The following is a 25,320-nucleotide window of genomic DNA, read 5'->3' on the forward strand; positions in this document are numbered from 1 at the left end:
GCACAAAGAGCAGCGACCGGCGACCGGGCCGGCGAGGCCACGCGGCCTCGGCGTCCACATGCGCCCACGGGATCACCGCGCGCGGCGATCGCGGGGATCGGCCTGGAAACCTCAATCGGCCCGGAAGCGTGGATCGGCCTGGAAGCGTGGAACGGCCCGGAAACGTGGAACGGCCCGGAAACGTGGATCGGCCCAGGAAGTGTGAATCGGCCGGAAGCTCGACACTCGGCGAGGGTGGGGGTCATGGTTCGACCCTAGGGTGGGGGTACGACAGAAATCGGCGGCGTCAGAAGATGCTGTAGCGGGCCACCGCCAACGTGAATCCCCGCCCCGTCTTCTCGTCCCGGCACGTCAGGCCCGTGCTCACGCTCTCGCATGCCACCGCGCCCGAACGAAGCCCCTTGCCGTAGCCCAGGGTCTCCTTGGCCGAGCCGATCAAGGTGTCGCCGGTGCACGTCATCCCGGCCTTGCCCGCCTCGATGTACATGCCGTTGCCCCAGTCCAGCTCGCAGTCGGCGGGCTCGGGCGGCGGAGTCCAGGTCTTGCGGACGATGTCGCAGCGGACGGCGGACGCGGTCAGCGAACAGACGATGTTGTTGGACGGCGTCTGGAAGATCGCCTCGTCGACGTCCGAAATGTCCACCGCACGCGACGGGGACACGGGGTCGCCGAAGCCGGCATGGGCCGATGCCGAAGTGCCGCCCCCGGACGAGCCAGAGGAACCAGAGGAACCAGAGGAACCGGACGAGCCAGAAGATCCTGAAGGGCCGGCAGTGCAGGCACAACACGCAGCCAAAGCCAGCCCCGCCGCCAAGGCCGGCCCGAACAGTCTTCGAATGTGTCCCATGGTGAGCCGCAGTCTAGAGCGTGGATGCTTGACGAAAGCCCGCGGAGCGATGACGGTCAAGGCGATGGATACGCGCCGGATGCACGAGGAACTGCCGATCGCCATGCGCGAGGCGGTGGACGACTTCGGCCGGCACCTCGCGCGGGTCGACAACCGGTCCGAGCACACTGTCCGGGCCTACGTCGGCGATGTCGTCTCCCTGCTGCACCACGCCGCCCAGGCAAGGTGCACAACGCCTCAGGATCTCGACATCGCCGTGCTGCGCGGATGGCTCGCTTCGCGAATGAGGGACGGCGCCGCCCGTACCTCTCAAGCACGCCGCGCCGCCGCGGCCCGGAACTTCACCGCCTGGGCGCATCGCGCCGAAATTGCCCCGAGCGACCCCGGCGCACAGCTGGCCAGCCCCAAGGCTCACCGCGACCTGCCCACCGTGCTCCGCGCCGACCAGGCCGCCGCCCTCGTCGAGAGCAGGCCTGTCGAAGACAAAGAAGGCAACGACAAAGAAGACAACGAAGAGCTCCGGGACCGGGCCGTCCTCGAGCTGCTCTACGCCACCGGCATCCGGGTCAGCGAGCTCTGCGGCCTGGATCGCGTCGACCTCGACGAGAGCCGCCGCCTGGTCCGGGTCTTCGGCAAGGGGGCCAAGGAGCGAGCGGTCCCCTATGGTCTCCCCGCCCAGCGCGCCCTCGACGACTGGCTGCGTCACGGCCGCCCGGCGCTGGCCACCCGGGCAAGCGGCGACGCGCTCTTCCTGGGCGTCAAGGGGGGCCGCCTGCAGCAGACCGTGGTGCGACGGATCGTCGACGCCGCCGCCCGGGCCGCGGGTCTGCCGCACACCAGCCCGCACGGCCTGCGGCACTCGGCCGCCACCCACCTGCTCGACGGGGGCGCCGATCTGCGCGCCGTGCAAGATTTGCTCGGGCACGCGTCGCTGTCGAGCACCCAGATCTACACGCACGTGTCGACCGAGCGCCTTCGGGCGGCGTTCAAACAGGCCCACCCCCGCGCGTGACACCGTACGATCGAGGCGTGAGCGCCGGAGACCCGCCCGCACCCCTCCCGGGTGCCCGCCTCCTGTTCTCGCTGGACCCGGCCGTGTCCTATCTCAACCACGGGTCCTTCGGCGCCGTCCCGATCGGGGTGCAGCGCGCCCAGCAGCGGCTGCGCGACGAGATCGAGGCGAACCCGCACAAGTTCCATACCCAGGGCATGCTCGACCGGGTGATCCACACCCGACGGCACATCGCGTCGTTCCTGGGCGCCGACCCGAGCCGCAGCGCCTTGGTGCCCAACACGACCACGGCCGTCTCGCTGGTGCTCCAGTCGCTGCGGCTCGGGTCGGCCGACGAGGTGCTGCTCACCGATCATGGTTATGGCTCGGTCACGATGGCCACGCGCCGTCAATGCCGCCGGGCGGGCGCGACCGCGCGGACCGTAGCGCTGCCGCTGGCGGCGTCCGACGCCGAGGTCATCTCCCGGGTCCGGGCGGCCTTGCGGCCGGGCAGAACCAAGTTGTTGATCATCGATCAGATCGCTTCCTCCACGTCGGCGACCTTTCCCGTACGGGAGATTGCCGCGGCCGCGCGGGAGCACGAGATCCCGGTGCTGGTCGACGCGGCGCACGTCCCGGGCATGTTCCCGGTCGATGTGTCCGCGATCGGGGCCGACTTCTGGGTGGGCAACCTGCACAAGTGGGCGTTCGCCCCGCGTGGCACGGCCCTGCTCGCCGTGGCGCCGCAGTGGCGCCGGCGGATCGAGCCCCTGGTCGTGTCCTGGGAGCAGGACGAAGGTTTCCCGCTCTCGGTGGAGTACCAGGGGACGGTCGACTACACGCCGTGGCTGGCCGCCCCGGCCGGGCTGTTCACGCTGCGCACGCTCGGCTGGGAGGCGGTGCGGGCGCACAATGCGGCACTGGTCGCGTACGGCCAGCGGGTGGTGGGCGCGGCGCTCGGCCTGGACCCCGCCGACCTGCCGCAGCCGGCCACGCCCGAGGTCGCCATGCGCGTGGTGCCATTGCCGGCCGGCCTGGCCACGACGCCCCCGGAGGCGATCGCCCTGCGCCTGCTGCTCTCGGACAAGCTGGCAACCGAGACCGCCGTGAACGCGTGGGGCGGCCGCGGCCTGCTCCGGCTGAGCGCCCAGGTCTACAACCGCCCCGAGGAGTACGACCGCCTGGCCGAACGCCTCCCCCCGCTGCTCGCCGGCCTAACGACGGCCCGCTGAGCGACGGCCCGTCAGGCGACAGGCCGTTCAGCGTCGCCCCGTCGAGCGACAGCCCCGTCGACCGGCCGCCCGTCGAGCGGCAGCAGGCGGACACGTCCGAGCCCGAGAAGCGCCAGCGGGTCGAGGTAGAGATCGTCCCGGCGCAGCCCCCAATGCAGGCACGCCGGCGCGGCACAGCCCGGATGCCCGGCGGCAAGACGGCCGATGGGATCGCCCAGCGCGAGCCGGTCGCCCACCGCGACGGTCGCGGTCACCGGCTCGTATGTGGTGCGCAGACCGCCGGGATGAGCGACGCTGACGACCCCGCGGCCCGCGACCTCGCCGGCGAAGACCACGGTGCCCGCTCCGGCGGCGACCACTTCGGCGGACGGCGCAGCCGCAAGGTCAACCCCGCGGTGCCCGGCCAACCAGGGCCGCGGCGGCGGGTCGAAACGACGCACCACGCGAGGCGGCGACACCGGCCACCCAAATCTCGCGACAAGAGGCGCCGCCAGGGCCAGATGCGGCGCGCCGGCCGGATACGGCGCGCCCAATGGCGCCGCGCGAGCCGACGGCGCAGGAACGGCTAACAGGACCGAAACGACGAGGAGGGGAAGGGTTGGCATGGGCGCCACCCTCCCGCAATGCGGCCCTCGCCGCGAACGGCCCTGTGGACAACCGCGCCCTGTGGATAACCCCCGTCAGCTACCGAAGGCCGCGTCGTCCGGCAGGGAGATGTCGGGCTTCTCCAGCTCTTCCACGTTGACGTCCTTGAAGGTCATCACGCGGACATTTTTGACAAACCGAGCCGGCCGATACATGTCCCACACCCAGGCGTCGTGCATCTCGACCTCGAAATACACCTCGCCGTCGGAGTTGCGCACGTGCAGGTCGACCTGGTTGGCCAGGTAGAACCGGCGCTCTGTCTCCACCACGTAGGAGAACTGGCGGACGATGTCGCGGTACTCCCGGTAGAGCTGCAGCTCCATCTCGGTCTCGTACTTCTCGAGATCCTCTGCGCTCATCGCTTCTCGCCCTCCATGGCCTCATCTTCCCCCACCGACGGCGACGGCTGAGGCTGGTCGCCCGACGCCACGCCGACGGTACCCTCACCAGCGCCCGGAAGCACCGGCGGCTCGGCCGTTGATGCATCAAACAGCGCCGCGTCAAAAAGGGACGCCGCCTCCACCACCGCCGGGCGCCGGGCCCGCGGTGGCCGGTTGCCCCGTCCCGAGGCCGCCGCAACGTTCACGTACGAGAACCGGTGCTCGGCACAGGGCCCATGGCGAAGAAGGGCCGCGCTGTGCTCGTCGGTGACGTATCCCTTATGCACCGCGAAACCGTAGTGCGGGAACTGGTCGTCCAGCTCGACCATGATGCGGTCTCGGGTGACCTTGGCCAGCACGCTCGCGGCGGCCACGCACGCCGCCACCTGGTCGCCCTTCCACACGGCGAGGCCGGGCACGCCCAGGCCGTCGACCGGGAACCCATCGGTCAACACGTACTCGGGTGGTGTCGACAACGACGCGAGCGCGCGCCGCATCGCCGCGAGATTGCACACGTGCAGGCCGCGTGCGTCGACCTCGGTGGCCGGGATGATCATCACGGACCAGGCCAGCGCCCGGTCGACCACCTCGGCGTAGACCCGCTCGCGGGCGGCCGGCGTCAGCAGCTTGGAGTCGGCGAGCCCGGGGACCTCGCCGCGCTTGCCCTCGGGCAGGATCGCCGCGGCGGCCACCAGAGGCCCCGCACAGGCCCCACGACCGGCCTCGTCGGCGCCCGCGACATCGCGGAACCCACGGCGCTGCAACGCGCGCTCGAGGGCGTAGAGGCCGCCCTCCCGGCGGACCACGGTGCGCGGAGGAACGAGCATCAGCGCTCACCGGCCAGACACGAGGAGAGAAGCACCGCCAGATCGAGGGGGTAGATGTTCTCGTCGCTCGCCTCGATCTCGGCGGCCGACCACCAGCGGTGCTCGGTGATGGTCTGCTGCTCGTCGTCGTCCATGCCGGCGGTGTCGACCCGCCACTCGGCGACGCGGAGGAGGAAGAAGTCTTGTTCCTGGCGGTAGTCGCGCTCGCGATAGCTGAAGTCGGTCACCTCGTGCCACACCGGATCGCCCAGCTCGGCGGGATCGACCCGCAGCCCGGTCTCTTCCGCCAGCTCGCGCGCGGCGCCCTCGGCCAGCGTCTCACCGTCGTCGAGACCGCCGCCGGGGGTGAGCCACCACCGCTCCCCGGGACGGGCCGGATCGCCGCCATGCAGCAGCAGGGTGCGGCCGGCCCCGTCGATCAACAGCACGCGAGCGGCGCGGCGGTCTATCACGGTCACCGGCCAAGCCTATTGCGCCCGCGGTGGATCTATCGAGCGGGTGCTACTTTGCCGCCGCCGCGTCCGGAATGTCGTCGTAGCTGTCCGGAACTGAGAGCCACTTCGCGCGGTTGACCGGCCAGAACACCGTGAAGGCGCGCCCGACCACCGATTTCTCGGGGACCGTCGCCTCCTGGATGTCGCCGTTGCTCTCCTCGTAGTGCTCGAGCGAGTCGCCGGAGGCCGAGCGGTGGTCGCCCATCACCCAGAGGCGGTCGTTGGGCACGGTGATGTCGAACTTGCGGTCGGCGGCCGGGTCTTGGTTGCCGTCGGCGTCGCGGTAGATGTACGGCTCATCGAGCGAGTGCCCGTTGATGACCAGGCGTTCCTGGTCGTCGCAGCACATCACGTGGTCGCCGGGCGTACCGATGATCCGCTTGATGAAGTCTTCGCCCTCGGCGCCGGACTGCCAGATCTCGGGCGCCTTGAAGACGATGATCTCGCCGCGGCGGGGGTCGCGGAAGTCGTAGACGAGCTTGTTGACGAGCACCCGGTCGAGCACGTTGAGCGTGTGCTCCATCGACGGCGACGGGATGTAGAAGGTCTGCAGGACGAAGGCGCGCACGAGAACGGCGACGAGGATCGCCACCCCCAGCAGAATGGGAAGCTCGCGCCAGAAGGATCCCTTGCGCTTTGCGGTCTGCTCGTCAATCACGAACGGAGCCTACGACGCCGCGTCACGAACAGCAGTCCGGAACGCGCGGATACGCCCGCAGATAACAGAAACGGCAGAACCAAGGCATCCGTCGCCGGGTTTCCCCGGCGTACCGGCAGCTGGCCTTCGGCCGCGGCCGTGGGATGGTCGGCGGCGTACGTCTTCCAGACGTCGGGCACGGAGAGGCTGGTGAACCGGCTGCTGGGCCAGACGATGACGAATGCCCTGCCGATGATGTTCTTGATCGGGACCGGGCCCTGGCAGCGGGCGTCCTGGGAGACCGCGCGATGGTCGCCCATGACGAACATCTCACCCTCGGGGATGGTGATCTCGGCGAACCGCCGGCTGGTGCACTGCGTCGGGTTGGGCGGCTGGTTGAGGTCGGAGTTGTAGCCGTCCGCGATGTACGACTCGTCGATCCCGACCCCGTTGACCGTGATGCGGCCCTTGTCGTCGCAGCAGGCGACCTTGTCGCCCGGCAGGCCGATCACTCGTTTGATGAAGTCGCGTTCCCCCGGACGGCTGACCCCCACGAGGTCGCCGACCGTGCGGCCGAGCTTGGCGGCGAAGCTGTTGCTGACCGGCTCGGTGACCTCGGGCGCCCAGTTGTCGGTGCCGCGGAAGACGACGATCTCGCCGCGGACCGGGTCACGCAGGTCGTAGACGACCTTGTTGACCAGAACGCGGTCTTTCACCAGCAGCGTCTTCTCCATCGAGCCGCTGGGGATGTAGAACGCCTGCACCAGGAACGTGCGGATCAGCACGGCCAGGCAGAACGCCACCACGAGCAGCAGAGGCAGTTCCTGCCAGAGCGGCATCTCCTTGCGCCGTAGCATCGAGCGCCGCCGCCGCTCGGACGGCCGATAGCCCTGCATCGGTTCCACGCTTCGTTTCTCCCGCCGCCGACCGGCCGAACCGCCCCGGATAGCCGAACCGCCCCGGATACAGCACTACCGCCCGAGTAGTACGGGCGGTAGCGCTGGAAGGGTTCACACTGATCCCAACCGGCACAGGCGCAAGCCTAGTGCGCTGGGGCCGGATCGATGAGGATCAGACGGTCTGCTTCTCGCGAAGCTCCTTGATCTTGGCCTTCTTGCCACGGAGCTCACGCAGGTAGTAGAGCTTGGCGCGCCGCACGTCACCGCGGGTCACAACCTCGATCCGGTCGATCGCCGGGCTGTTGATCGGGTAGGTCCGCTCGACACCGACGCCGAAGCTGATCTTCCGGACCTTGAAGGTCTCCCGGAGGCCGGCTCCCTGGCGGGCGATCACAACGCCCTGGAAGACCTGGACGCGGGAACGGTTTCCCTCGACGACCCGGGCGTGCACCTTGAGGGTGTCGCCGGCCCGGAAGTCGGGAAGGTCGGTGCGCTGCGACTGGGCGTCGAGAGCGTCCAGCGTGTTCATCGCTGCATCCTCGTGCTCAATGCGCATCGGGAGTTCGATGCGCGGGCGGGTACTTCTGATCCCCCGGCGAAGTGCAGGTGGGGGATCCTCGTCTCCTCTCCGCGGCGCGGAGCGAAACGGCAACCCCCCTACTCTGCCACAGCAGGAGGCGTGATCCGAAATCCGCCCTTGTCGAGGGTGGCCCTGTCCGTTTTATCCAAAGACTCGGGCGGGTAGGAGGCCATCATGTCCGGCCGCCGGTCGGCGGTCCGCAGCAACGACTGATCCCGCCGCCAGCGAGCGATCCGCCCATGGTCACCGGAGCGCAGAATGTCCGGGACATCCAAGCCCCGCCACGAGGCCGGCTTGGTGTACACCGGCGCTTCCAGCAGCCCGGCCGCGTGCGATTCCTCGTCAAGGGACGAGGCATTCCCCAGCACACCGGGCAGCAGCCGGGTCACGGCTTCCATGATCACGATTACCGCGACCTCGCCGCCGAAAAGGACATAATCCCCGAGCGAGATCTCCCGCACCGGCATCCGCGAGGCAGCGTCGTCGATGACGCGCTGGTCGATCCCCTCGTACCGCCCGCAGGCGAAGATCAGGTGGTCGAGCGCGGCGAGCTCGTACGCGTCAGCCTGGGTGAAGGGCTTGCCAACCGGGGACGGGACGATCAGGGTGCCGTCGCCGACCGCGTCGAGCGCCTGCCCCCACGGCTCGGGCCGCATCACCATGCCCGGCCCACCGCCGTACGGCGTGTCGTCGACCGTGCGATGCACGTCGGAGGTCCAGGTCCGCAGGTCGTGGATGCCGAGGTCGAGCACCCCGATCCCCTGCGCCTTGCCGATCAACGACAGCGACAGCGGCGCGAAGAAGTCCGGAAATATCGTGATTACGTCGACGCGCATGACCGGCTCAGAGATCCAGCAGGCCCTCGGGCAGGTCCACGACGATCCGCCCCCCGGCCACATCAACCGTCGGCACAAGCTGGCTGACGAACGGAATCAACGCCGTCCCCCCGCCCGATTTGTCAATGACAATCAAATCCGAGGCCGGCGCATGGTCGATCCGGGCAACAGCCCCCAGATCTTCCCCAGCGACCGACACGACCCGCAGCCCGACCAGCTGGTGATCATGGAATTCGTCCGGGTCCGACGGGGGCTTCAGCACGGAGCTGTCCACCTGAAGCAGCACACCGCGAAGCGCCTCGGCGACATTCCGGTCGTACACGCCCTCGAACTGCACGATCCCGCGCCCCTGATGCCAGCGCACCGACTCGGCAACGAGGGAGGAGGGCACCTGATAGGCCACGCCGGGAGCGGAAGCCGCCGGCCCGGCACTCACCCGGCGGTCCCGAGGGACCTCCGTGGCGAAGACCGCGCCGGCGAAAAAACGCTCCTCGGGCTCATCGGTGCGCACGGAGACCGAGACCTCGCCCCGGATACCGTGCGGCTTACCGATCTGTCCGACGACCAGCAGCATCAGTAAGCGTCGACGATGTCGACGCGGATGCCGCGCCCACCGATCGATCCGATGACCTGACGCAAGGCCTTCGCCGTCCGGCCGCCGCGCCCGATGACCGTTCCGAGGTCCTCCGGGTGCACACGAACCTCGAGCCGCTTGCCGCGACGCGAGTCGACCAGACGGACCCGGACGTCGTCCGGGTTCTCGACAATGCCCTTGACGAGGTGCTCCAGCGCCGGCCGGAGCGCCCCGTCAGCTCGCGTCGGCGCCGGCACCGGCGGGGTCCTCTGCGGTCTCGGCAACAGCTTCGCGGTTCGGCTCGGCGGGTTCGGCGGCCTTCGTCTGCGCCGGCTTGGCCTCGGCGGCCTCCGGAGCAGCAGCCGGCTTCCCGGCCTTGGCCGACTTCTTCGGGGTGGCCGGCTTGGTGTCAGCGACGCCGGCGGCCTGCTTGGCCTCGGCCTCGTACACCTCGGTGCGGCTCTTCTTCGGCTCGGCCACCAGCAGCGGCGGCGGCGCCGGCAGGCCCTTGAACTGCTGCCAGTCGCCGGTCTTCTCGAGGATGCGCTGCACGGCCTCGCTCGGCTGCGCGCCGACCGAGAGCCAGTACTGCACGCGCTCGGACTTCACCTGGATCAGCGAGGGGTTTTCCTTCGGCTGGTAGATGCCGACGTACTCGATGGCACGACCGTCGCGCTTGGTGCGCGAGTCGGCGACGACGATGCGGTACTGCGGGTTGCGGATCTTGCCCATCCGCAGAAGCCGGATCTTAACGGCCACGGTGTTTAGCTCCTGAAGGCTGCGTGAGTTTTGAGGCTGGGACCCACGTGGGGTTGCGGGACCGGCGCCTCGGGGATGGCAACGCGCTCAGAGTTAGAGGGCGCCTCACGCGTGCCAAGCAAATCCATTCTGCCAGACAGTCTGATGCGGCGACCAATCGGCCCTGTTTTCGTCGATTCCAAGATCAAAATCAAGAAGCAGATGTCGTATCTGGGTGCATGGTGCCGACCGTCGCTCCCGCCGAGGCCGCGCCGGGGCCCAGCTGCGCTGGCCCTGGCGCTTCATTCTGCGTGAGTGGAAAGACCCAAAACCCCAAAATCCGCCCGCGGCACCGGCGGTCGATCCCAGCCCGCGGGGACGGTCGTGAGTACCGGCCAAGTCTTGTCCGGCTGGAAGTCCACCCATGTGCCGTCGAACGGGAAGTCGCCGGCTTCGATGATCTTGACAATGCGGCGGCCCTCGGCGCGGACGGTGGCCTCGTCGCGGACCCAGTAGTGGTCGGGGACGCTGAGGCGCTCGATGAACTCGTCCTCGTCCTTCCAGTGCCAGGAACGGTCGGGGTCGACCACGATGTCGAGGTCCTGGTCGATGACGTCGATGCCGGCCACCGTGCCGTCGTCCCAGCGCAGCGCGCCGTACTCGAGGTTGACGTACCAGTTCTGGAAGGTGCCATCGTCGTCGCGGAAGAACCAGACCGAGTGGTCGCCCGCCGGCGGGATGAACTTGAGCAGCCCCGGGCCCCGCCAGGTGTCCGCCACGTTCTCGTGCTCGTGGCGGACCCACTCGGCGAACGGCATGTCTCGGATGCCCCGGCCGTCGGTGGCCTGCTCGACGATCACGGCGGTGCCGCGGGCCAGCCACAGCAGCAGCCCGCGCTCGTCGTCGGAGATCACCCGGCAGGGCCGCACGCAGGCGATCCGAGGGCCGTCGATGTTGCGGTACAGGACCGTGCGGCCGGGAACGAACGTCACGTCAGTACGACCGAGTCTCAGTAAGAGCGCGCCAGGTACGCGATCAGGTTCGGCTCTTCGTCCGAGTCGGGCATGGTGCCGTCCTCGCGGGTGAGGCAGCGGACCGTGACGGCCTTGCCGTTCGCTTCCTTCTCGCCGGCGTCGCCCACGGCCGACCAGGGCACCCGGGCCCAGCCGGTCTGCGCCGCCTCGATCGCGTCGCCGAGGGTCTTGACGTCGACCGTGTTCTCGTCGCGGAAGGCGAGCGCGTCGTCGAAGAGCCGCGCCTGGTCGGCCTTGAGCGCGGTGGTGACGGCGCCGACGATGTCGCCGATCGGGATCGGGGACTTCGTGCCGTCCACCCGGCGGGCGACCGTGACGTTGCCGGACGCCAGGTCGCGGGGGCCGACCTCGACGCGGATCGGGATGCCCTGCAGCTCGGCGTCGACCGCCCGGCGACCGAACGGCACGTCGGCGCGGTCGTCGAGCTTCACCCGTACGCCCGCTGCCTTCAGCTCGTCGCGGAGCTTGGCCGCCGCTTCGGTGACGCCCTCGCCCGCCTTGACCACCATCACCTGCACCTGGATCGGCGCCAGGCGCGGCGGAAGCCGCAGGCCGTTGTCGTCGCCGTGCACCATGATCAGCCCGCCCATCATGCGGGTGGAGGTGCCCCACGACGTCGTCCAGGCGTGCTCGACCGAGCCGGCCGCCGACGAGTACGTGATGTCGAACGCCTTCGCGAAGTTCTGCCCGAGCTCGTGCGACGTACCCATCTGCAGTGCCTTGGTGTCGCCCATCATGGCCTCGACGGTCATGGTGTTGGTGGCGCCGGCGAAGCGCTCGCCCTTGGTCTTGCGGCCCGGCACGACCGGCACGGCCAGGATCTCCTCCATGAACGCCTGGTAGACGTTCTTGTGGACGTCGCGGGCGTGCTCGCGGGCGTCGGCCTCGGTGGCGTGCGCGGTGTGCCCCTCCTGCCAGAGGAACTCGGTGGTGCGCAGGAACGTGCGCGGCCGCAGTTCCCACCGCACGACGTTGGCCCACTGGTTGAGCAGCAGCGGCAGGTCACGGTACGAGTCGACCCACTTCGCCATGAACTCGCCGATCACCGTCTCGCTGGTCGGGCGCACCACCAGCGGCTCGGCCAGCTCCTTGCCACCCGCGTGGGTGACCACGGCCAGCTCGGGCGAGAACCCCTCGACGTGGTCAGCCTCGCGGCGCAGGTAGCTCTCCGGGATGAACAGCGGGAAGTAGGCGTTCTGCACGCCGGCTTCCTTGATGCGCGCGTCCATGTCGGCCTGCATGCGCTCCCAGATCGCGTAGCCCACCGGCCGGATCACCATCGTGCCGCGCACCGGGCCGTTGTCGGCCAGCTGAGCCTTGGCGATCAGGTCCTGGTACCAGCGGGGGAAGTCTTCCGCACGGGGTGTGAGCACACGAGCCATGAGGCGACATCCTAGTCGCGTACCGCGCGCAACCGACCGGGTGGGCATCCCGTGTCCATTGGCGAAGGGCGGTGGGGATGGCAGCGACCGACGAGTTCGACGCGTTCTACCGGGACACCGCGCGACGCCTGGCCCGGTACGCGTACGGCCTGACCGGCGATCCGGCCGAGACGCAGGACCTGGTGCAGGAGGCGTATGCCCGAGCCTGGCAGCGCTGGCGGCGGTTGTCCGGCTACGAGAACCAGGAGGCCTGGCTCCGGCTGGTGGTCAACCGCCTCGCCGCGGACCGCTGGCGCCGGCTGGGCGTGCGCCGCGCCCGGCCCGCCCCCGACCCGGCACCGACGTACTCCCCGGCGCCGTCGGAGAACACCGTGCTGCTGGTCGGCGCGATGCGCACCCTGCCCCTGATCCATCGCCGGGCGCTGGCCCTGCACTACCTGCTCGACCGCTCGGTCGCGGAGATCGCCGCGGAGACCGGGGTCTCGACCGGCACGGTCAAGTCCTGGCTGTCCCGCGGCCGGGACGGCCTGGCCGCCGCGCTCGGCCCGCTCGAGCCCGCCTTGACCCGGGAAGGACGATCCGATGCCCGTTGACCTCGAGGAAATATTCACCGGGCTGTCCCGGCACGCCGACGGGATCCCGCTGGGCACGGCGGAACGTGCCCGGCAGCGGGGCCGGCAGCGCAGCAACCACCAGGCGGCGATGCTGTCCGCGGCCGTCGCGGTGATCCTGGTCGTGGCCGGGGTGGCCGGCGCGCTGGCCCGCGCCCAACGTGTCGATCACCCCGTCACGCCGGGGCCGTCGCCCCACGCGCTGCCCGAGGCCGCGCCGCCGATCCCGGTCCGCGGCGCGCTACGCGACGCCCGCACGGTGATCGCCGGCGGGCGGGCGTACACGGCCTGGCAGGACGACGATGGCACGATCGAGGTGAACGCCACCGACCCGCGCACCGGGGCGGTCGTCTGGACCCAGAAGGGGGTGGATCACGGGGCCACGCTGGTGAACCTCGCCGCCGTGTCGCCCGCGGTCCTGCTCACCGCGAACACCGACGAGGGCGGCCCGGCCCAGCAGTTGGTGACCGTGCTGCGCCCGTCCGACGGCGCCACGCTGTGGCGGGTGACGGTCGCCGACGACGACGTGCTGGTCCCCCACCGCCGGATGCTGGTGCGGTGGTCCGCGGCGACCGGGCGGACCGACGCGTACGACTGGGCGACCGGAGCGAAGCGGTGGTCGCGGCCGGGTGGGAGTGATCCGCTGGTGCGGACCATGGGCGTACGCGCGGCGGGCGACGTGACGCCGTACAGCTTCACCGGCGACTGGCTCGTGCAGGTGACCCGGTCGGGCAACGCTCAGGTACGCGACATCGGCACGGGGGACCTGCTGCGCACGGTCCCGGCCGGAACGCCGCGCGCGGAGGGCACGATCACCGCGATCGACGGGCGACTGTTCAGCGAGGAGGGTGACGCCTCCTCCGGCTACCGCCTGCGCATCACCGACCTCAGCACGTCGGCCGGGACGTCGGCGGTCGTCTTCAGCGAGGACGCCGGCCACGCCTTGGGCGGCTTCGACCTGTGCGGCGCCGACCGGCTCTGCCTGCTCGACCAGGAGGCCGGCGGCCGCACCACGCTCGCCGCGGTCGACCTGGCGACGCGCCGCACGCTGTGGCGCGTGGACGGCCCCGAGAACGGGTCCGGGGTCTCCTCGCTGGGCGGCAACATCCTGGTGAGCGGCGACGGCACGACGGTCCTCTACGACACGGCGGGCCGGTCGGCATTCAACATTCCGGACGCCCAGGTCGAGTGGCTGACCGACGACAAGCTGCTGGTGCTGCCCATGTACGCCCCGGGGACGGTCATGACGGTGGCCACAGCCGACCGCGGCGTGACCCGCCTGGGCGACGTGCCGTTGCGGGTCGGCGCGTGTGCCCACACCCCTGATCGCCTGGTCTGCCAGACCGCGACGGCCCTGCGTTTCTGGTCCCTGAGCGGCTGACCGCACCCGGCAAACCGTCAGCGGACCACTTGCCCGCGCAGCACGATCCGCTGCGGCGCCCGCACCACCCGCAGATCGACACGAGGGTCGGCCTCGTAGACCACCAGGTCGGCGAGGCCACCCTCGACCAGCCCCGGGAATCCCAGCCACTCGCGGGCCTTCCACGAGGCGCTCGCGACGATGTCCGCCGCCGGGATGCCCACCTCCTGCATGATCAGCATTTCTTCGGCCTGAAGCCCGTGCCGGATCCCGCCGCCCGCGTCGGTCCCGATGTAGATCGGCACGCCCGCCTCGTACGCGGCACGCACGACCCCGGGGAACCGATCCCGCAGCGCGACCATGTGGTCGGCGTACCCCGCGAACTTGCCCCGCGCCTGGTCGGCGATCTCCCCGAACGTCCGAATATTGATCATCGTGGGCACGAGCGCGGTCCCCCGGCGCGCCATCTCGTCGATCAGATCGAGCGAGAGCCCGGTCCCGTGCTCGACGGAGTCGACCCCCGCCCGCACCATGATCTCGACGCCCTCCTCGGAGAACGTGTGCACCGCCGCCCGCGCCCCCGCCGCGTGAGCGGCCTCCACCGCGGCCGTCATGGTCGCCGCGTCCCACGAGGGCGCGAGGTCCCCCACCCCGCGGTCGATCCAGTCCCCCACCAGCTTGACCCACCCAGTGCCGGCCTTGGCCTGGGCGGTCACGGTCGCCGCGACATCCTCGGCCGCGACCTCGATCCCGATGTCCCGCAGATACCGCCGCGGCGGCGCCACATGCCGCCCGGCCCGGGCCAGGCGCGGAATCCCCGGCTCGTCGTCCAGCTCCGGATACGGATACGGCGACCCCGCATCCCGCAGCGCCAGCACCCCCGCGTCCCTGTCGATGGCGGCGAGCTCACGGGCCTGGTCGAGGCTTTCGATGGGCTTGGCCCCGTAGGCGATCCCGAGGTGGCAGTGCGCATCGACCAGCCCTGGCACCACAAATCCGCCGTCACTGATCGTCTCGGCGTCGGCGACGGGCTCGAACGTGACCCGATCCCCCACCAGCCACAGATCCCGAACCTCACCGTCGGGTAGAACCGCCGCCCCACGCACATGCAACGCCATAGGACAGTCCTACCCGATCACGCGATCATCAGCGGGGCCGGGCCACATCACTGATCAAATCACGCTTGCCTCAGTGCTTGTCGTCGTCGTCTTTCTTGGGCTTCATCAGCTTGTTGAAGTCGAGGTTGGGAAGCTTGAAACCGCCCGGCCCGGCGCCCAGCGCGTTCGGGTCCATGCCCGGGGGAAGCTGGGGCATGCCGCCCGGGAAGCCCGCGGGCAGACCGCCACCGCCGGCGCGGGGGCGGGACGAGCCGCCCTTGGTGCCCTTGCGCTTGTTCTTCGGGCTCTTGGTGGCCTTTCGGCGCGCGCCGGGCAGGCCCATCATGCCGCCCATCTGCTTCATCATCTTCTGCGCGTCGGCGAAGCGGTTGAGCAGCTGGTTGACGTCCATGACCGTCACGCCGGAGCCGTTCGCTATGCGGGCGCGGCGGGAGCCGTTGATGACTTTGGGGTTCGTGCGCTCGAGCGGGGTCATCGAGCGGATGATCGCGGTGACCCGGTCGAAGTGGGAGTCGTCGAGCTCGTCGAGCTGGGACTTCATCTGGCCCATCCCGGGCATCATGCCGAGGATGTTGGCGATCGGGCCCATCCGGCGCACGGCGATCAGCTGCTCGAGGAAGTCCTCCAGGGTGAACTGCTCGCCACCGAGCAGCTTGGAGGTCATCTTCTCCTTCTGCTCGTCGTCGAAGGCCTGCTCGGCCTGCTCGATGAGCGTGAGCATGTCGCCCATGCCGAGGATGCGGCTGGCCATGCGGTCGGGGTGGAAGAGGTCGAAGTCTTCGAGCTTCTCACCGGTCGACGCGAAGAGGATGGGCTCACCGGTCACGTGCCGGACCGACAGCGCGGCGCCACCGCGGGCGTCACCGTCGAGCTTGGAGAGGACCACACCGGTGATGCCGACGCCGTCGCGGAACGCCTCGGCGGTCTGCACCGCGTCCTGGCCGACCATGGCGTCGATGACGAAGATGACCTCGTCGGGGCTGACCGCGTCGCGGATGTCGCGGGCCTGCTGCATCATCTCGGCGTCGATGCCGAGGCGGCCGGCGGTGTCGACGATGACGATGTCCTTGGCGTGGCGCTCCGCGTACTCGATCGAGTCTTTCGCCACCTGGACCGGGTCGCCGACGCCGTTGCCGGGTTCCGGCGCGTAGATGTCGACGCCGGCCCGGCCGGCGAGCACCTGGAGCTGGTTGACCGCGTTGGGACGCTGGAGGTCGGCGGCGACGAGCAGCGGCTGGTGGCCCTGGCCCTTGAGCCAGCGGGACAGCTTGCCGGCCAGCGTCGTCTTACCGGAGCCCTGCAGACCGGCCAGCATGATCACCGTCGGCGGGGTCTTGGCGAACTGCAGCCGCCGCCCCTCGCCGCCGAGGACGTTGATGAGCTCGTCGTGGACGATCTTGATGATCTGCTGGGCGGGGTTGAGCGCCTGGGAGACCTCGGCGCCGCGGGCCCGCTCTTTCACGTTGAAGACGAAGGACTTGACCACGGGCAGCGCGACGTCCGCCTCGAGCAGCGCGAGGCGGATCTCGCGTGCGGTGGCGTCGATGTCGGCATCGGTGAGCCGGCCCTTGCCGCGGAGCTTGGTGAAGATCCCGGACAGGCGGTCACTCAAAGTGTCAAACACGGTGCACTGTTCCTAAGGTCGGCTGGGCCCGTTGGTCAGAGTCGAAGGATGCTGCCAAGCCTAGCCGCCCGTGCGAACGCTCACTGGTTGCGCATGCGGTACGTCTTCTGCGCAGCCTCGATGCGCCGCTGGGTGCGGGTGCCGGGAGCGATCGACTTCTTGACCCGGCCGTACACGTAGAGGCCGCCGCCGACCACGAGCGCGCCCACGATCAGGTAGAACAGCGCCGGCCCGAGCAACGAGGAAACCACCCAGCCCACCACGATCACGCCGGCGAGAAGTGCCACCAGAAACGCCACAGCCTTGCCCATCGGGTCCTCCCCCAAGATACCTGGACCTCCACCATGCCTCAGCGCGGCAAGTCTGCCCATAGGCGGTAACCCTGAGCGCACCCGTAGGGGTCGGTATCGCCTGTTTCCCCACGTCACAGCAGCAAAAAGACGTATACCGGCGATATCAGGCGTCACACGAACACCGCAACCTGGAGTTCCGGAGCGCCGTTGAGGGTCACAGACCTCGACGGACCCCGGCGGAAGGACGACGGCGTGCCTCTACGACGGATCCTGCGACACACCCCCTGGCCGGTGCGGCGGCGCGTGCTGGCCGGCGTCCAGCACAAGCTGCTGCGCTACGTCCCGGCCGAGCGCCGGTTGGCGACGGCCCGGCGGGTGGTCCCGCTGGCGGCCGCGGCCGAGCGTCGGGCCCGGGCCGGGCTGGGGCGCGTCACGGTCCGCGTGACCGAGAGGGCAACACCGGCGGGCGTACGGCGGGAGAACCTCGACCGGGTCGTGACCGCCCTCGCGACGGCGGGCATCGAGTGGTTCCGCGTGCCGGTCGAATCGATCACGGGCTCGGCTGTGGCCGTACGGGAAGAGGATCGCAACCGGGTGCTCGCCCTGCTCGAAACGCTGAGCGCGAGTGACGCCGGGCTGCTCGAAGTGGTCCGGCCGAAAGGCCGTCATGGCCGTCGCGGTCGCCGGCAGGCCTCGGTGCTGCGGCTGAGCCGGCCGGTCACCGATCCGGGCCGGACCCTGGTCTACGGCCCGGAGTACGGGTGCGAGATCGAGTTCTGGCGGACCGTGGACGGCAACCTCGCCGGGCCCCGCAGCAACCCGGTCGCCGACGTGGTGCCGGCCGGCGAGCCGTTCGTGGACGCCCCCGAGCCGGTCTTCGGGTCGTTCAGCTCGCCCGCCGACCCGGCCTCCTACCGCACCCGCGAGATCTTCACGATGGTCAGCCCGGACCGGGTCGCGTTCCCGATCGACGTCGTCTACACCTGGGTGGACGGCGGCGACCCGGCCTGGCGCGAACGCAAGGCGGCGGCGCTGGGCGAGAACGGCTGGGTGGCCGAGGTCAGCGGGCAGGCCGCCAACGACTCCCGGTTCGCCTCGCGCGACGAGCTGCGCTACTCGCTGCGCGCGCTGCACTCGTTCGCGCCCTGGGTGCGGCACATCTTCCTGGTCACCGACGACCAGGTGCCGGCCTGGCTGGACACCACCCGTCCGGACCTCACCGTGGTCAGCCACCGGGAGATCTTCGGCGACACCGGGCGGCTGCCCACCTTCAACTCGCAGGCCATCGAGTCGCGGCTGCACCGGATCCCGGGGCTGGCCGAGCATTTCCTGTACCTCAACGACGACGTCTTCCTGGCCCGCCCGGTGCCACCGGAGATGTTCTTCACGCCGGGCGGGCTGACCCGGTTCTTCCCGTCGGCGGCGCTGGTCGACTCGGCGCCGCGGCAGGACACCGACCCGCCGGCCAGCTCGGCCGGCAAGAACAACCGGAAGCTGATCCAGCAGGCGTTCGGGCGGGTGCTGACCCGCAAGATGAAGCACACGCCGCACCCGTCGCGGCGCAGCGTGCTCGCCGAGATCGAGCTGCGGTTCGCCGAGCACGTGACGGCCACGGCGGGCCATCAGTTCCGGCACCCCGAGGACGTCTCGCTGCTGTCCTCGCTGCAGCAGTACTACTCGTACCTGACCGGGCGGGCCGCGCCGGGCGAGATCAGATACATGTACACGGACCTGGCCGATCCGGCGACGCCGATGCGCCTGGCGCGGGTGCTGCACGACCGGCACATGGACGCGTTCTGCCTCAACGACACCGACTCGTCGCCGTCCGCCGCCGCCGAGCAGGCCGCGTTGCTGGCCGAGTTCCTGCCGGCGTATCTGCCGTTCCCGTCTCCGTACGAGCTGGCGACGCCGCGGCCGGGGACGGCGGCCCTCGAAGCGCCCCGGGCGCCCGTCGTGGCCCGGCAGGGCTCCCGGTCGTCGGCGCAGGTGCATCCCGACATTCCGCTCCCGTCCCAGCCGTCGGCCTCCGACACCACGCACGCCTGACGGCCTCGCCGACCGCTCTCGCCAGCCGCCGGCTGGCAACAAACGAGAGGATTTTTCATGACTTTTGATGTTGTAGTGCTCGGGCTGGGCTATGTCGGCCTGCCGCTCGCGCAGCAGGCCACCCGCGTCGGCATGCGAGTGCTCGGCTTCGACGTCAACACCCGCGTGGTCGACTCCCTCGCGGCCGGCCGCTCCCACGTCGACGACCTCTCCGACGCCGACGTCGCCGAGATGCTGGCCGGCGGCTTCCGGGCCACCACCGACGAGTCGCTCATCGCCGACGCCGGCACCGCGGTCATCTGCGTGCCCACCCCGCTCGCCGAGGGCGACGGCCCTGACCTGAGCGCGGTCGTCGGCGCCACCGAGGCGATCGGCCGCAACCTGCGCCTCGGCATGCTGGTCGTCCTCGAGTCCACGACCTACCCCGGCACCACCGACGAGGTCGTACGCCCGCTGCTCGAGAAGCTCTCCGGCCTCACCGCCGGCATCGACTTCCACCTCGCCTTCTCCCCCGAGCGGATCGACCCCGGCAACGAGCGCTTCGGCCCGCGCAACACGCCCAAGGTCGTCGGCGGCTACACCAAGGACTGCGCCGACCGGGTCGCCACGTTCTACGGCCGTTTCGTGGACACCGTCGTGCGCACCCGGGGCACCCGCGAGGCCGAGACCGCGAAGCTGCTGGAGAACACGTACCGGCACGTCAACATCGCACTGGTCAACGAGATGGCCCGGTTCTGCCACGAGCTCGACATCGACCTCTGGGACGTGATCCACGCGGCCTCGACCAAGCCGTTCGGGTTCCAGGCCTTCTACCCCGGGCCGGGCGTGGGCGGGCACTGCATCCCGATCGACCCGAACTACCTTTCGCACAACGTGCGCAGCAAGCTCGGCTACCCGTTCCGCTTCGTCGAGCTGGCCCAGGAGATCAACGCGACCATGCCGGGGTACGTGGCCCGTCGCGCGCAGAACCTGCTCAACGCGGACGGCCAGGCCGTGCACGGAGCGACGGTGTTACTGCTCGGCGTCACGTACAAGGCGAACATCGCCGATCAGCGCGAGTCGCCGGCCACGCCGCTGGCCCGCCACCTGGCCCAGCTGGGAGCGACGGTGCTCTACCACGACCCGCACGTGCCGTCCTGGACCGTCGGCGACGTCGAGGTGACCCGCACCGACGACCTGGAGGGCGCCGCCGCCTCGGCCGACCTGGTGATCCTGGTGCAGCACCACCGCGAGTACGACGCCGACCACCTGGCCCGGGTCGCCAAGCGCTTCTTCGACACCCGTGGCGTGACGACGGCCCGCGAGGCGCACCGCCTTTAACGGCTCAGCACACGGCGCAGGGCGTCCCGCAGCACGGCCCCGGGGTCGGGGACGCCCTCGCTGCGGAAGCAGACATGGTTGTCGCCACCGACGCCGGTGAAGAGCGTGAATCGGCCTCGGCCGCCCAAGTCCAACGTGGACATCCGCGTACGGTGGCGGCCCACCCACGCGTCCGGGAGCTTCGCGCCATCGCCACGTCATGACGCCGCAGTGCAGATCAAGTCAAGGTTGATCAGGTCAGGAGACGCGGAAGGTCCAGCGCGAGTTGAGGGTGTAGTTGAGCACCGGGATCGCGACCAGGGCGACCGCCTGCACCAGCGGAAAGGGCGCGGCGAGCACCTCGGTGCCGACCCAGAGCACCACGGTGTTGAGGGCGAATGCCGCGGCGGTCACCGTGAGAAATTTGCCGCCGGCTACCGCATGGCCGGCGTGCGAGCGAAAGACCCAGGCATGCTGCAACACGTACGAGACGACGATGCTCGCGACGAATCCGGCCGTCGACGCCGCGACCGGCCGGACGTGCAGGCCCCCGGCCAGCGCCAGGCCGACCCCGAAGTGGGTGAGGGCGCTGGCGCCGCCGCTGACGGCGTACCGGAGAAGTTGGGCGATCATCGGCAGAACGGCCGCCCGTACATCTGCTCGGTCGCCATCGACGCGGTGACCGACATCCGCTCCGCCACGCTGTGCGTGCCCGGCAGCTCGCCGGCCGCGAAGCGCGAGTAGCGCGTGGCGCGGAACAACTCCCCGAACCGCTCGATCAGCTCGCACCGCCGGGCGTTGCCGGCCGCCGTCGTGTCGAACTGAGCGACCTCGGCGGCGACCGCGCCGGTGACGACCGCGTACGGCATCCGGTTCGCGGCCTGGGCAAACGCCTGGTTGACCGCCACCGTCCCGGCCGCCAGCAGCACGAACGCGCCGAGCGCCACCCGCGCCGCCACGGCCCGCGCCGCGAACGCGAGCAGCCCGGCCAGCAGCAGCCCGCCGCCGGCCGCGAGCAAGCCGCCGTCCCGCCAGCCGGCGCCCCACCGGCCGGCGGCCGCGAACGCCTGGGTCTGCGCGTTCAGCGAGCCGAGCATTCCGCCGAGCAGCAGCACCGCGCCGCCCGCCGCGGCCAGCGCGCTTGCCTGCCGGCGGTCGAGCCCGGGCAGCCCCGGCAGGCCGGCGAACAGGCGCGCGGCGAGCAACGCCAGCACCAGCGCCGCCACGCCGAGGACGACCTGGCCGACCGCGCCACCGTCGCGCAGCGCGTCGCCCCACTGCAGCGGGGGCAGCCACGACGTGACCCGGTTGGTGAACGCGGCCCCGACGCCCGGCCCGAGCAGCACGTCGGAGTTGCCGTAGCAGCTGCCGTCCCGGCACGACAGGTACAGCAGAACCCGGACCGGCACGAACACCGGCAGGAAGCCGAGCCACAGCAGGAGCACCGGCCGCAACGCCACCGCCCGGCTCCGAACGGGCCGTCCGCGGGACCAGGCGCCGGTACAGGCGTGGCGTGCCAGGACGGCAGCGGTCGCCAGCGGCGGGCCGAGCGCGGCCATCTCGTTGAAGACCGCGAGCCCGGCCCCGGCGGCCACCACGAGCAGGCCGGGCCGGGGGCCGCGGCAGACCACGGCGGCGACCCCGAGCACCAGCGCGGCGGAGAGGAAGTAGAGACCGCCGAACAGCACCGTGCTGCTCACCTGGCCGGCCGCGGTCAGGCAGCAGCCGATCGCGAACGGCAGCAGCGCGATCGTGCGAGCGGGTGGCCCGGCGAACATGCGGCCGCGGGCGGTGACGGCCTCCGCGAAGACCACCGCCGCGGCGGTGAGCACGGCGGCGGCGAGCGCCGAGATCAGGCGGAGACCGACCTGCGCCGGGAGGTGGGTGATCTCGACCATGAGGTACGCGGCGGTGTCCAGCGCCCACTCGACCATCCGACCGACCGGTCGGTAGTTGCCGAAGTCCAAGTACATCGGCACGGTCCGCAGGTTCTCGGTGACCATCCGCCAGGGACGGTCCTGCACGAGCGAACCGTGCCAGTACACGTTGTACCGATGGTCGGCATTCCCGGCGAGATACAGCAGTGGCGCGGTCACCACGACCGGCATGACGAGGCAGTGCAGGAAGACCCGCCGCCAGGGCTTGCCAGATCGAAGCGAAATATCCGATTCGTCGGGAAGGAGCGCGGTCACTTCCGCTCCGCCACCAGTTGCTCGGGCACCTCGGCTTGCTCGGGCACCTCGGCTTGCTCGGGCACCTCGGCTTGCTCGGGCACCTCGGCGACGGCCCGCGCCGACTTCTCCTGCACCAGATAGCGCGGCCGGCCCCGGACCTCCTCGTGGATCCGCGCCAGGTACTCACCGATCACGCCCAGCCCGAGCAGCACGAACGTGCCCATCACGAGCAGCAGCAGAATGACGGTCGGGAACCCGGCCACCGACCCGCCGCGCAGCCACTTGATGAGCGTCTGCGCCCCGAGCAGCACCGCGAACGCCGCGAACGCCAGCCCGCCCAGCGTCACCAGGTGCAGCGGCGCCGACGTGAACGAGGTGAGCCCGTTGACCGCGAGCCGGAACAGCGACCGGACCGTCCAGCGGGACGCCCCGCCCTCCCGGTGGTCGATGTCCACCTCGATCGTGACGCGCCGGAAGCCGATCCAGCTCGACGTGCCGCGGAAGAACGAGGAGTGCTCGGGCATCCGCAGCAGGGCGTCCAGCGCCGGGCGCGAGAGCAGCCGGAAGTCGGTGGCGTTGACCAGGTCGACCTGGGTCAGCCGGGTGAACGCCCGGTTGAACAGCTTGCCGCCGAGCCGGCCGATCAGGCCCTGCCCGGTGCGGTTGCGCTTGACCGCCTCGACCACGTGCGCGCCGTCGCGCCAGCGCTGCACCATCGCCGGGATCGCCAAGGGCGGGTGCTGCAGGTCGGAGTCGATGACCACGACCGCGTCCCCGGCCGCATGCTCGAGCCCGGCGAGCACCGCCGGTTCCTTGCCGAAGTTGCGGGAGAGCTGGACGCCGCGTACCCGGTCGTCGGCGAGCGCGTGCTGGACGATGCGGTCCCAGGAGTCGTCGGCCGAGCCGTCGTCGACGAGCACCAGCTCGTAGTTCAGATGAGCGTCGCCGAGCACCTGGCCGAGCCGCCGGACGAAGCGGTCGACGCCCGGCCCCTCGTTGTAGATGGGCGCCACCACCGACAGCAGCGGGCTCATCGTACTGTGCTCGCTTCTTTGGCTACGCTGCAGAAGCGGCGCCCGGCCAACTGCCGGGTCGCCCGGTCGAGACTCATGTCGAAGCGCTCCACTTCCCGCCGGTCCGCCACGCCGTGGTGGTTGCCGGCCGAGGTCTGGATGAAGGCGTCACGCAGGGCGCAGCGTCGTGCGTCGGCCTCCGGCGTCCGGTCGAAGCCGGCCACCTCCTGCGCGATCCGGTCATAGAGGTACGGGTACCGGCCACCGGCGGAGGCGTCCCGGAAGTCCTTGTTGGCGGCCGCCGAGACCGTGCCGGCGACCACGAGCAGCGCGAGCGCCACGACCACGAAGCGTCGCCAGAAAGCGAGCACGAGGATGCCGCCGGCGACCGTGGTCAGCCCGCTGTCCCGCCAACCCTGCCCCCACCGGCCGGCCGCGGCCAGGGTCTGGACGTCGGCGTTGAGCGAGGCGAGCGTCCCGGCCAGGACGAGCAGGGCCGCGGCGACGCCGGCCAGCGCGAGCGCCTGCCGGCCGTCGAGGGTGGGCAGCGCGCGCCGGCCCGGAACAGGCCCGGATTCTCCGCGCCGTGCGACGTCGCGGAGGGCCCGCCAGGCCAGCAGCGCCAGCGCGACGAACGCAAGCGCGGGCAGCATGGCGGCCAGGTGCGGGAACTCGCCCCCGGTGGCCCGTGGCCACATCAGCGGCGGCAGCCACGAGACGAGCCGGTCGGGCAGGGTCGCGGCCGCTCCGCCGTACGCGATGTCGGAACCCACATAGCAGCCGCCGCCCGCGCAGCGTTGCCGGATGATCAGCCGGACCGGCACGAAGACCGGAAGGAAGCCCACCCACAGCAGCCCGGCGAACCGTGCCGAGGCGCTGCGCAGCTGCGCGCGCCGGTCGAGACCGAGCACGAGCCGGCCGCGCAGCAGCACGGCCACCGTCGCGAGCGGGACGGCGATGTACGCGAGCTCGTTGAAGGCCGCCAGCGCCGCCCCGACGAGCACCACGAGCACGCCCGCGCGGCGCGCCCGGCAGGCCCACGCCGTGACCCCGAGCACCAGCGCGCTGGTGGTCAGGTAGAGACCGCCGAACACCACGGTCGTGCTGAGCCGGCCGGCCGCGACCAGCCCGGCCGCGATCGCGAACGGCAGCAGCGCCGCGACCACCGAGGGCGGCCCGGCGAACAGCCGCTGCCGCCGCGCGGTGACCGCCTCGACGAGCACCACGGCCGCGACCGTCAGCAAGATCGCCGCCGCGAACGAGACGACCCGCAGCGCGATGGTGGCCGGTAGACCGAACAGGCCGGTGAGCCCGAACGCCGCGACGTCCAGCGACCACTCCAGCACCCGGCCGAGTGGACGGAAGTTGCCGCGGTCGAGGTACTGCGGCACCGAGGTGACCGCCTCGGCCACCAGCCGCCACGGATGGGCGGCCCAGAGTCCGCCGCTGTTGTAGACGTTGAACCGATGGTCGGCCGAGAACGTCAGCGTGACCAGCGGCGCGAGCACGACGAGCGGCGCGAGCACGCAGCGCCACAGCAGTCCCCGCCACGGCCGGCGCGGGGCCGGCGCACCCGGCGGGGGCGCTGTCGGGCCGGCCTGCCGCGGCACCTCGATGATCTCGGCGGTCACGAAAAAGCAACGACCGCGCCGAGTCGAAAGTTGCGAGCCGCACGTTGGGTGGAGG

Annotated in this window: 28 protein-coding genes; 6 read left to right on the forward strand and 22 right to left on the reverse strand. The window is 70.8% G+C overall.

Annotated elements, in window-relative coordinates; all coding sequences use genetic code 11:
• Window positions 1–286: 286 nt before the first annotated feature.
• Window positions 287–643: a DUF6636 domain-containing protein gene (locus tag ACIA5D_RS01735; RefSeq protein ID WP_396027898.1), complete on the reverse strand. Its 357-nt coding sequence runs from the start codon at window positions 641–643 to the stop codon at window positions 287–289.
• A 268-nt stretch (window positions 644–911) separates the two neighbouring features.
• Here ACIA5D_RS01735 and ACIA5D_RS01740 point away from each other — a divergent pair, with 268 nt between their 5' ends.
• Entirely contained in the window at window positions 912–1,859 is a 948-nt protein-coding gene (locus ACIA5D_RS01740; RefSeq protein ID WP_396027899.1) for a tyrosine recombinase XerC, read from the forward strand.
• Window positions 1,860–1,876: 17 nt separating this feature from the next.
• Complete coding sequence (locus ACIA5D_RS01745) at window positions 1,877–3,070, forward strand: aminotransferase class V-fold PLP-dependent enzyme (protein WP_396027900.1); 1,194 nt, start codon at window positions 1,877–1,879, stop codon at window positions 3,068–3,070.
• A gap of 11 nt (window positions 3,071–3,081) precedes the next feature.
• Here the strand turns inward: ACIA5D_RS01745 and ACIA5D_RS01750 are convergent, their stop codons facing one another.
• From ACIA5D_RS01750 to proS, 13 genes are all read right to left on the reverse strand, one after another.
• Window positions 3,082–3,528, reverse strand: coding sequence for a murein hydrolase activator EnvC family protein (locus ACIA5D_RS01750; RefSeq protein WP_396027901.1), 447 nt, complete (start codon window positions 3,526–3,528; stop codon window positions 3,082–3,084).
• A 222-nt stretch (window positions 3,529–3,750) separates the two neighbouring features.
• Window positions 3,751–4,074 carry a DUF2469 domain-containing protein gene (locus tag ACIA5D_RS01755; protein WP_396027902.1) on the reverse strand — a complete coding sequence of 108 codons (324 nt, stop codon included), beginning with the start codon at window positions 4,072–4,074 and terminating at the stop codon, window positions 3,751–3,753.
• Window positions 4,071–4,922, reverse strand: coding sequence for a ribonuclease HII (locus tag ACIA5D_RS01760; protein ID WP_396027903.1), 852 nt, complete (start codon window positions 4,920–4,922; stop codon window positions 4,071–4,073). Before ACIA5D_RS01760 ends, ACIA5D_RS01755 begins: the two co-directional genes overlap by 4 nt.
• Window positions 4,922–5,380, reverse strand: coding sequence for an NUDIX hydrolase (locus tag ACIA5D_RS01765; protein ID WP_396027904.1), 459 nt, complete (start codon window positions 5,378–5,380; stop codon window positions 4,922–4,924). The genes ACIA5D_RS01760 and ACIA5D_RS01765 overlap by 1 nt, the downstream gene beginning before the upstream one ends.
• A 43-nt stretch (window positions 5,381–5,423) precedes the next feature.
• A complete protein-coding gene (lepB, locus tag ACIA5D_RS01770) occupies window positions 5,424–6,074 on the reverse strand; it encodes a signal peptidase I (protein ID WP_396027905.1) in 651 nt (216 codons plus the stop codon).
• A complete protein-coding gene (gene lepB, locus ACIA5D_RS01775) occupies window positions 6,071–6,949 on the reverse strand; it encodes a signal peptidase I (RefSeq protein ID WP_396028570.1) in 879 nt (292 codons plus the stop codon). Before lepB (ACIA5D_RS01775) ends, lepB (ACIA5D_RS01770) begins: the two co-directional genes overlap by 4 nt.
• 175 nt (window positions 6,950–7,124) lie before the next feature.
• Entirely contained in the window at window positions 7,125–7,481 is a 357-nt protein-coding gene (rplS, locus tag ACIA5D_RS01780) for a 50S ribosomal protein L19 (protein WP_396027906.1), read from the reverse strand.
• Window positions 7,482–7,609: 128 nt separating this feature from the next.
• Window positions 7,610–8,368, reverse strand: a complete 759-nt coding sequence (trmD, locus tag ACIA5D_RS01785) for a tRNA (guanosine(37)-N1)-methyltransferase TrmD (protein ID WP_396027907.1) — start codon at window positions 8,366–8,368, stop codon at window positions 7,610–7,612.
• A 7-nt stretch (window positions 8,369–8,375) separates the two neighbouring features.
• A complete protein-coding gene (gene rimM / locus ACIA5D_RS01790) occupies window positions 8,376–8,939 on the reverse strand; it encodes a ribosome maturation factor RimM (protein WP_396028571.1) in 564 nt (187 codons plus the stop codon).
• A 2-nt stretch (window positions 8,940–8,941) separates the two neighbouring features.
• On the reverse strand, window positions 8,942–9,199 hold the full coding sequence (locus ACIA5D_RS01795) for an RNA-binding protein (RefSeq protein ID WP_127497256.1): 258 nt from the start codon (window positions 9,197–9,199) through the stop codon (window positions 8,942–8,944).
• On the reverse strand, window positions 9,177–9,701 hold the full coding sequence (gene rpsP / locus ACIA5D_RS01800; protein WP_396027908.1) for a 30S ribosomal protein S16: 525 nt from the start codon (window positions 9,699–9,701) through the stop codon (window positions 9,177–9,179). Before rpsP ends, ACIA5D_RS01795 begins: the two co-directional genes overlap by 23 nt.
• A gap of 281 nt (window positions 9,702–9,982) precedes the next feature.
• A complete protein-coding gene (locus ACIA5D_RS01805; RefSeq protein ID WP_396027909.1) occupies window positions 9,983–10,672 on the reverse strand; it encodes a DUF402 domain-containing protein in 690 nt (229 codons plus the stop codon).
• Between the two features lie 17 nt (window positions 10,673–10,689).
• Window positions 10,690–12,096 (reverse strand): proline--tRNA ligase, encoded by a 1,407-nt coding sequence (proS, locus tag ACIA5D_RS01810; RefSeq protein ID WP_396027910.1) that lies wholly within the window; start codon window positions 12,094–12,096, stop codon window positions 10,690–10,692.
• 77 nt (window positions 12,097–12,173) lie between these two features.
• Between proS and ACIA5D_RS01815 the strand changes: the two genes are divergently transcribed.
• Both ACIA5D_RS01815 and ACIA5D_RS01820 read left to right on the forward strand, forming a co-directional pair.
• Window positions 12,174–12,689 (forward strand): SigE family RNA polymerase sigma factor, encoded by a 516-nt coding sequence (locus ACIA5D_RS01815; RefSeq protein WP_396027911.1) that lies wholly within the window; start codon window positions 12,174–12,176, stop codon window positions 12,687–12,689.
• A complete protein-coding gene (locus tag ACIA5D_RS01820) occupies window positions 12,679–14,088 on the forward strand; it encodes a PQQ-binding-like beta-propeller repeat protein (protein WP_396027912.1) in 1,410 nt (469 codons plus the stop codon). The genes ACIA5D_RS01815 and ACIA5D_RS01820 overlap by 11 nt, the downstream gene beginning before the upstream one ends.
• A gap of 17 nt (window positions 14,089–14,105) precedes the next feature.
• Here ACIA5D_RS01820 and ACIA5D_RS01825 read toward each other — a convergent pair whose 3' ends face one another.
• The 3 genes from ACIA5D_RS01825 to ACIA5D_RS01835 all read right to left on the reverse strand — a co-directional run bounded on the left by ACIA5D_RS01825 (window position 14,106) and on the right by ACIA5D_RS01835 (window position 17,120).
• Window positions 14,106–15,185 (reverse strand): amidohydrolase family protein, encoded by a 1,080-nt coding sequence (locus ACIA5D_RS01825; RefSeq protein ID WP_396027913.1) that lies wholly within the window; start codon window positions 15,183–15,185, stop codon window positions 14,106–14,108.
• A 70-nt stretch (window positions 15,186–15,255) separates the two neighbouring features.
• On the reverse strand, window positions 15,256–16,809 hold the full coding sequence (ffh, locus tag ACIA5D_RS01830) for a signal recognition particle protein (protein ID WP_396027914.1): 1,554 nt from the start codon (window positions 16,807–16,809) through the stop codon (window positions 15,256–15,258).
• An 80-nt stretch (window positions 16,810–16,889) separates the two neighbouring features.
• Complete coding sequence (locus ACIA5D_RS01835; RefSeq protein ID WP_396027915.1) at window positions 16,890–17,120, reverse strand: hypothetical protein; 231 nt, start codon at window positions 17,118–17,120, stop codon at window positions 16,890–16,892.
• 234 nt (window positions 17,121–17,354) lie between these two features.
• On the opposite strand from ACIA5D_RS01835, the gene ACIA5D_RS01840 reads away from it, so the two are divergent.
• Both ACIA5D_RS01840 and ACIA5D_RS01845 read left to right on the forward strand, forming a co-directional pair.
• A complete protein-coding gene (locus ACIA5D_RS01840) occupies window positions 17,355–19,148 on the forward strand; it encodes a stealth family protein (RefSeq protein ID WP_396027916.1) in 1,794 nt (597 codons plus the stop codon).
• Between the two features lie 57 nt (window positions 19,149–19,205).
• On the forward strand, window positions 19,206–20,468 hold the full coding sequence (locus tag ACIA5D_RS01845) for a nucleotide sugar dehydrogenase (protein ID WP_396027917.1): 1,263 nt from the start codon (window positions 19,206–19,208) through the stop codon (window positions 20,466–20,468).
• Here the strand turns inward: ACIA5D_RS01845 and ACIA5D_RS01850 are convergent.
• The 5 genes from ACIA5D_RS01850 to ACIA5D_RS01870 all read right to left on the reverse strand — a co-directional run bounded on the left by ACIA5D_RS01850 (window position 20,465) and on the right by ACIA5D_RS01870 (window position 25,265).
• Window positions 20,465–20,611 carry a hypothetical protein gene (locus ACIA5D_RS01850; protein ID WP_396027918.1) on the reverse strand — a complete coding sequence of 49 codons (147 nt, stop codon included), beginning with the start codon at window positions 20,609–20,611 and terminating at the stop codon, window positions 20,465–20,467. The two genes, ACIA5D_RS01845 and ACIA5D_RS01850, sit on opposite strands and share 4 nt — an antisense overlap.
• Before the next feature lie 94 nt (window positions 20,612–20,705).
• Entirely contained in the window at window positions 20,706–21,080 is a 375-nt protein-coding gene (locus tag ACIA5D_RS01855) for a GtrA family protein (RefSeq protein ID WP_396027919.1), read from the reverse strand.
• Entirely contained in the window at window positions 21,077–22,639 is a 1,563-nt protein-coding gene (locus ACIA5D_RS01860) for a hypothetical protein (protein ID WP_396027920.1), read from the reverse strand. Before ACIA5D_RS01860 ends, ACIA5D_RS01855 begins: the two co-directional genes overlap by 4 nt.
• On the reverse strand, window positions 22,636–23,655 hold the full coding sequence (locus ACIA5D_RS01865) for a glycosyltransferase family 2 protein (RefSeq protein ID WP_396027921.1): 1,020 nt from the start codon (window positions 23,653–23,655) through the stop codon (window positions 22,636–22,638). The genes ACIA5D_RS01860 and ACIA5D_RS01865 overlap by 4 nt, the downstream gene beginning before the upstream one ends.
• On the reverse strand, window positions 23,652–25,265 hold the full coding sequence (locus tag ACIA5D_RS01870) for a hypothetical protein (protein ID WP_396027922.1): 1,614 nt from the start codon (window positions 25,263–25,265) through the stop codon (window positions 23,652–23,654). Before ACIA5D_RS01870 ends, ACIA5D_RS01865 begins: the two co-directional genes overlap by 4 nt.
• Window positions 25,266–25,320: the final 55 nt, after the last annotated feature.

It is taken from the genome of Actinoplanes sp. NPDC051513, from assembly GCF_044454685.1.
Lineage (GTDB): Bacteria > Actinomycetota > Actinomycetes > Mycobacteriales > Micromonosporaceae > Actinoplanes.

Coding starts and splice junctions, on each gene's coding strand:
- ACIA5D_RS01740 (WP_396027899.1), top strand. CDS start 912: ATGGATACGCGCCGGATGCACGAGGAACTGCCGATCGCCATGCGCGAG.
- ACIA5D_RS01755 (WP_396027902.1), bottom strand. CDS start 4,074: ATGAGCGCAGAGGATCTCGAGAAGTACGAGACCGAGATGGAGCTGCAG.
- ACIA5D_RS01760 (WP_396027903.1), bottom strand. CDS start 4,922: ATGCTCGTTCCTCCGCGCACCGTGGTCCGCCGGGAGGGCGGCCTCTAC.
- lepB (WP_396028570.1), bottom strand. CDS start 6,949: ATGCAGGGCTATCGGCCGTCCGAGCGGCGGCGGCGCTCGATGCTACGG.
- rplS (WP_396027906.1), bottom strand. CDS start 7,481: ATGAACACGCTGGACGCTCTCGACGCCCAGTCGCAGCGCACCGACCTT.
- trmD (WP_396027907.1), bottom strand. CDS start 8,368: ATGCGCGTCGACGTAATCACGATATTTCCGGACTTCTTCGCGCCGCTG.
- proS (WP_396027910.1), bottom strand. CDS start 12,096: ATGGCTCGTGTGCTCACACCCCGTGCGGAAGACTTCCCCCGCTGGTAC.
- ACIA5D_RS01815 (WP_396027911.1), top strand. CDS start 12,174: ATGGCAGCGACCGACGAGTTCGACGCGTTCTACCGGGACACCGCGCGA.
- ACIA5D_RS01820 (WP_396027912.1), top strand. CDS start 12,679: ATGCCCGTTGACCTCGAGGAAATATTCACCGGGCTGTCCCGGCACGCC.
- ACIA5D_RS01825 (WP_396027913.1), bottom strand. CDS start 15,185: ATGGCGTTGCATGTGCGTGGGGCGGCGGTTCTACCCGACGGTGAGGTT.
- ACIA5D_RS01835 (WP_396027915.1), bottom strand. CDS start 17,120: ATGGGCAAGGCTGTGGCGTTTCTGGTGGCACTTCTCGCCGGCGTGATC.
- ACIA5D_RS01845 (WP_396027917.1), top strand. CDS start 19,206: ATGACTTTTGATGTTGTAGTGCTCGGGCTGGGCTATGTCGGCCTGCCG.
- ACIA5D_RS01850 (WP_396027918.1), bottom strand. CDS start 20,611: ATGTCCACGTTGGACTTGGGCGGCCGAGGCCGATTCACGCTCTTCACC.
- ACIA5D_RS01855 (WP_396027919.1), bottom strand. CDS start 21,080: ATGATCGCCCAACTTCTCCGGTACGCCGTCAGCGGCGGCGCCAGCGCC.
- ACIA5D_RS01865 (WP_396027921.1), bottom strand. CDS start 23,655: ATGAGCCCGCTGCTGTCGGTGGTGGCGCCCATCTACAACGAGGGGCCG.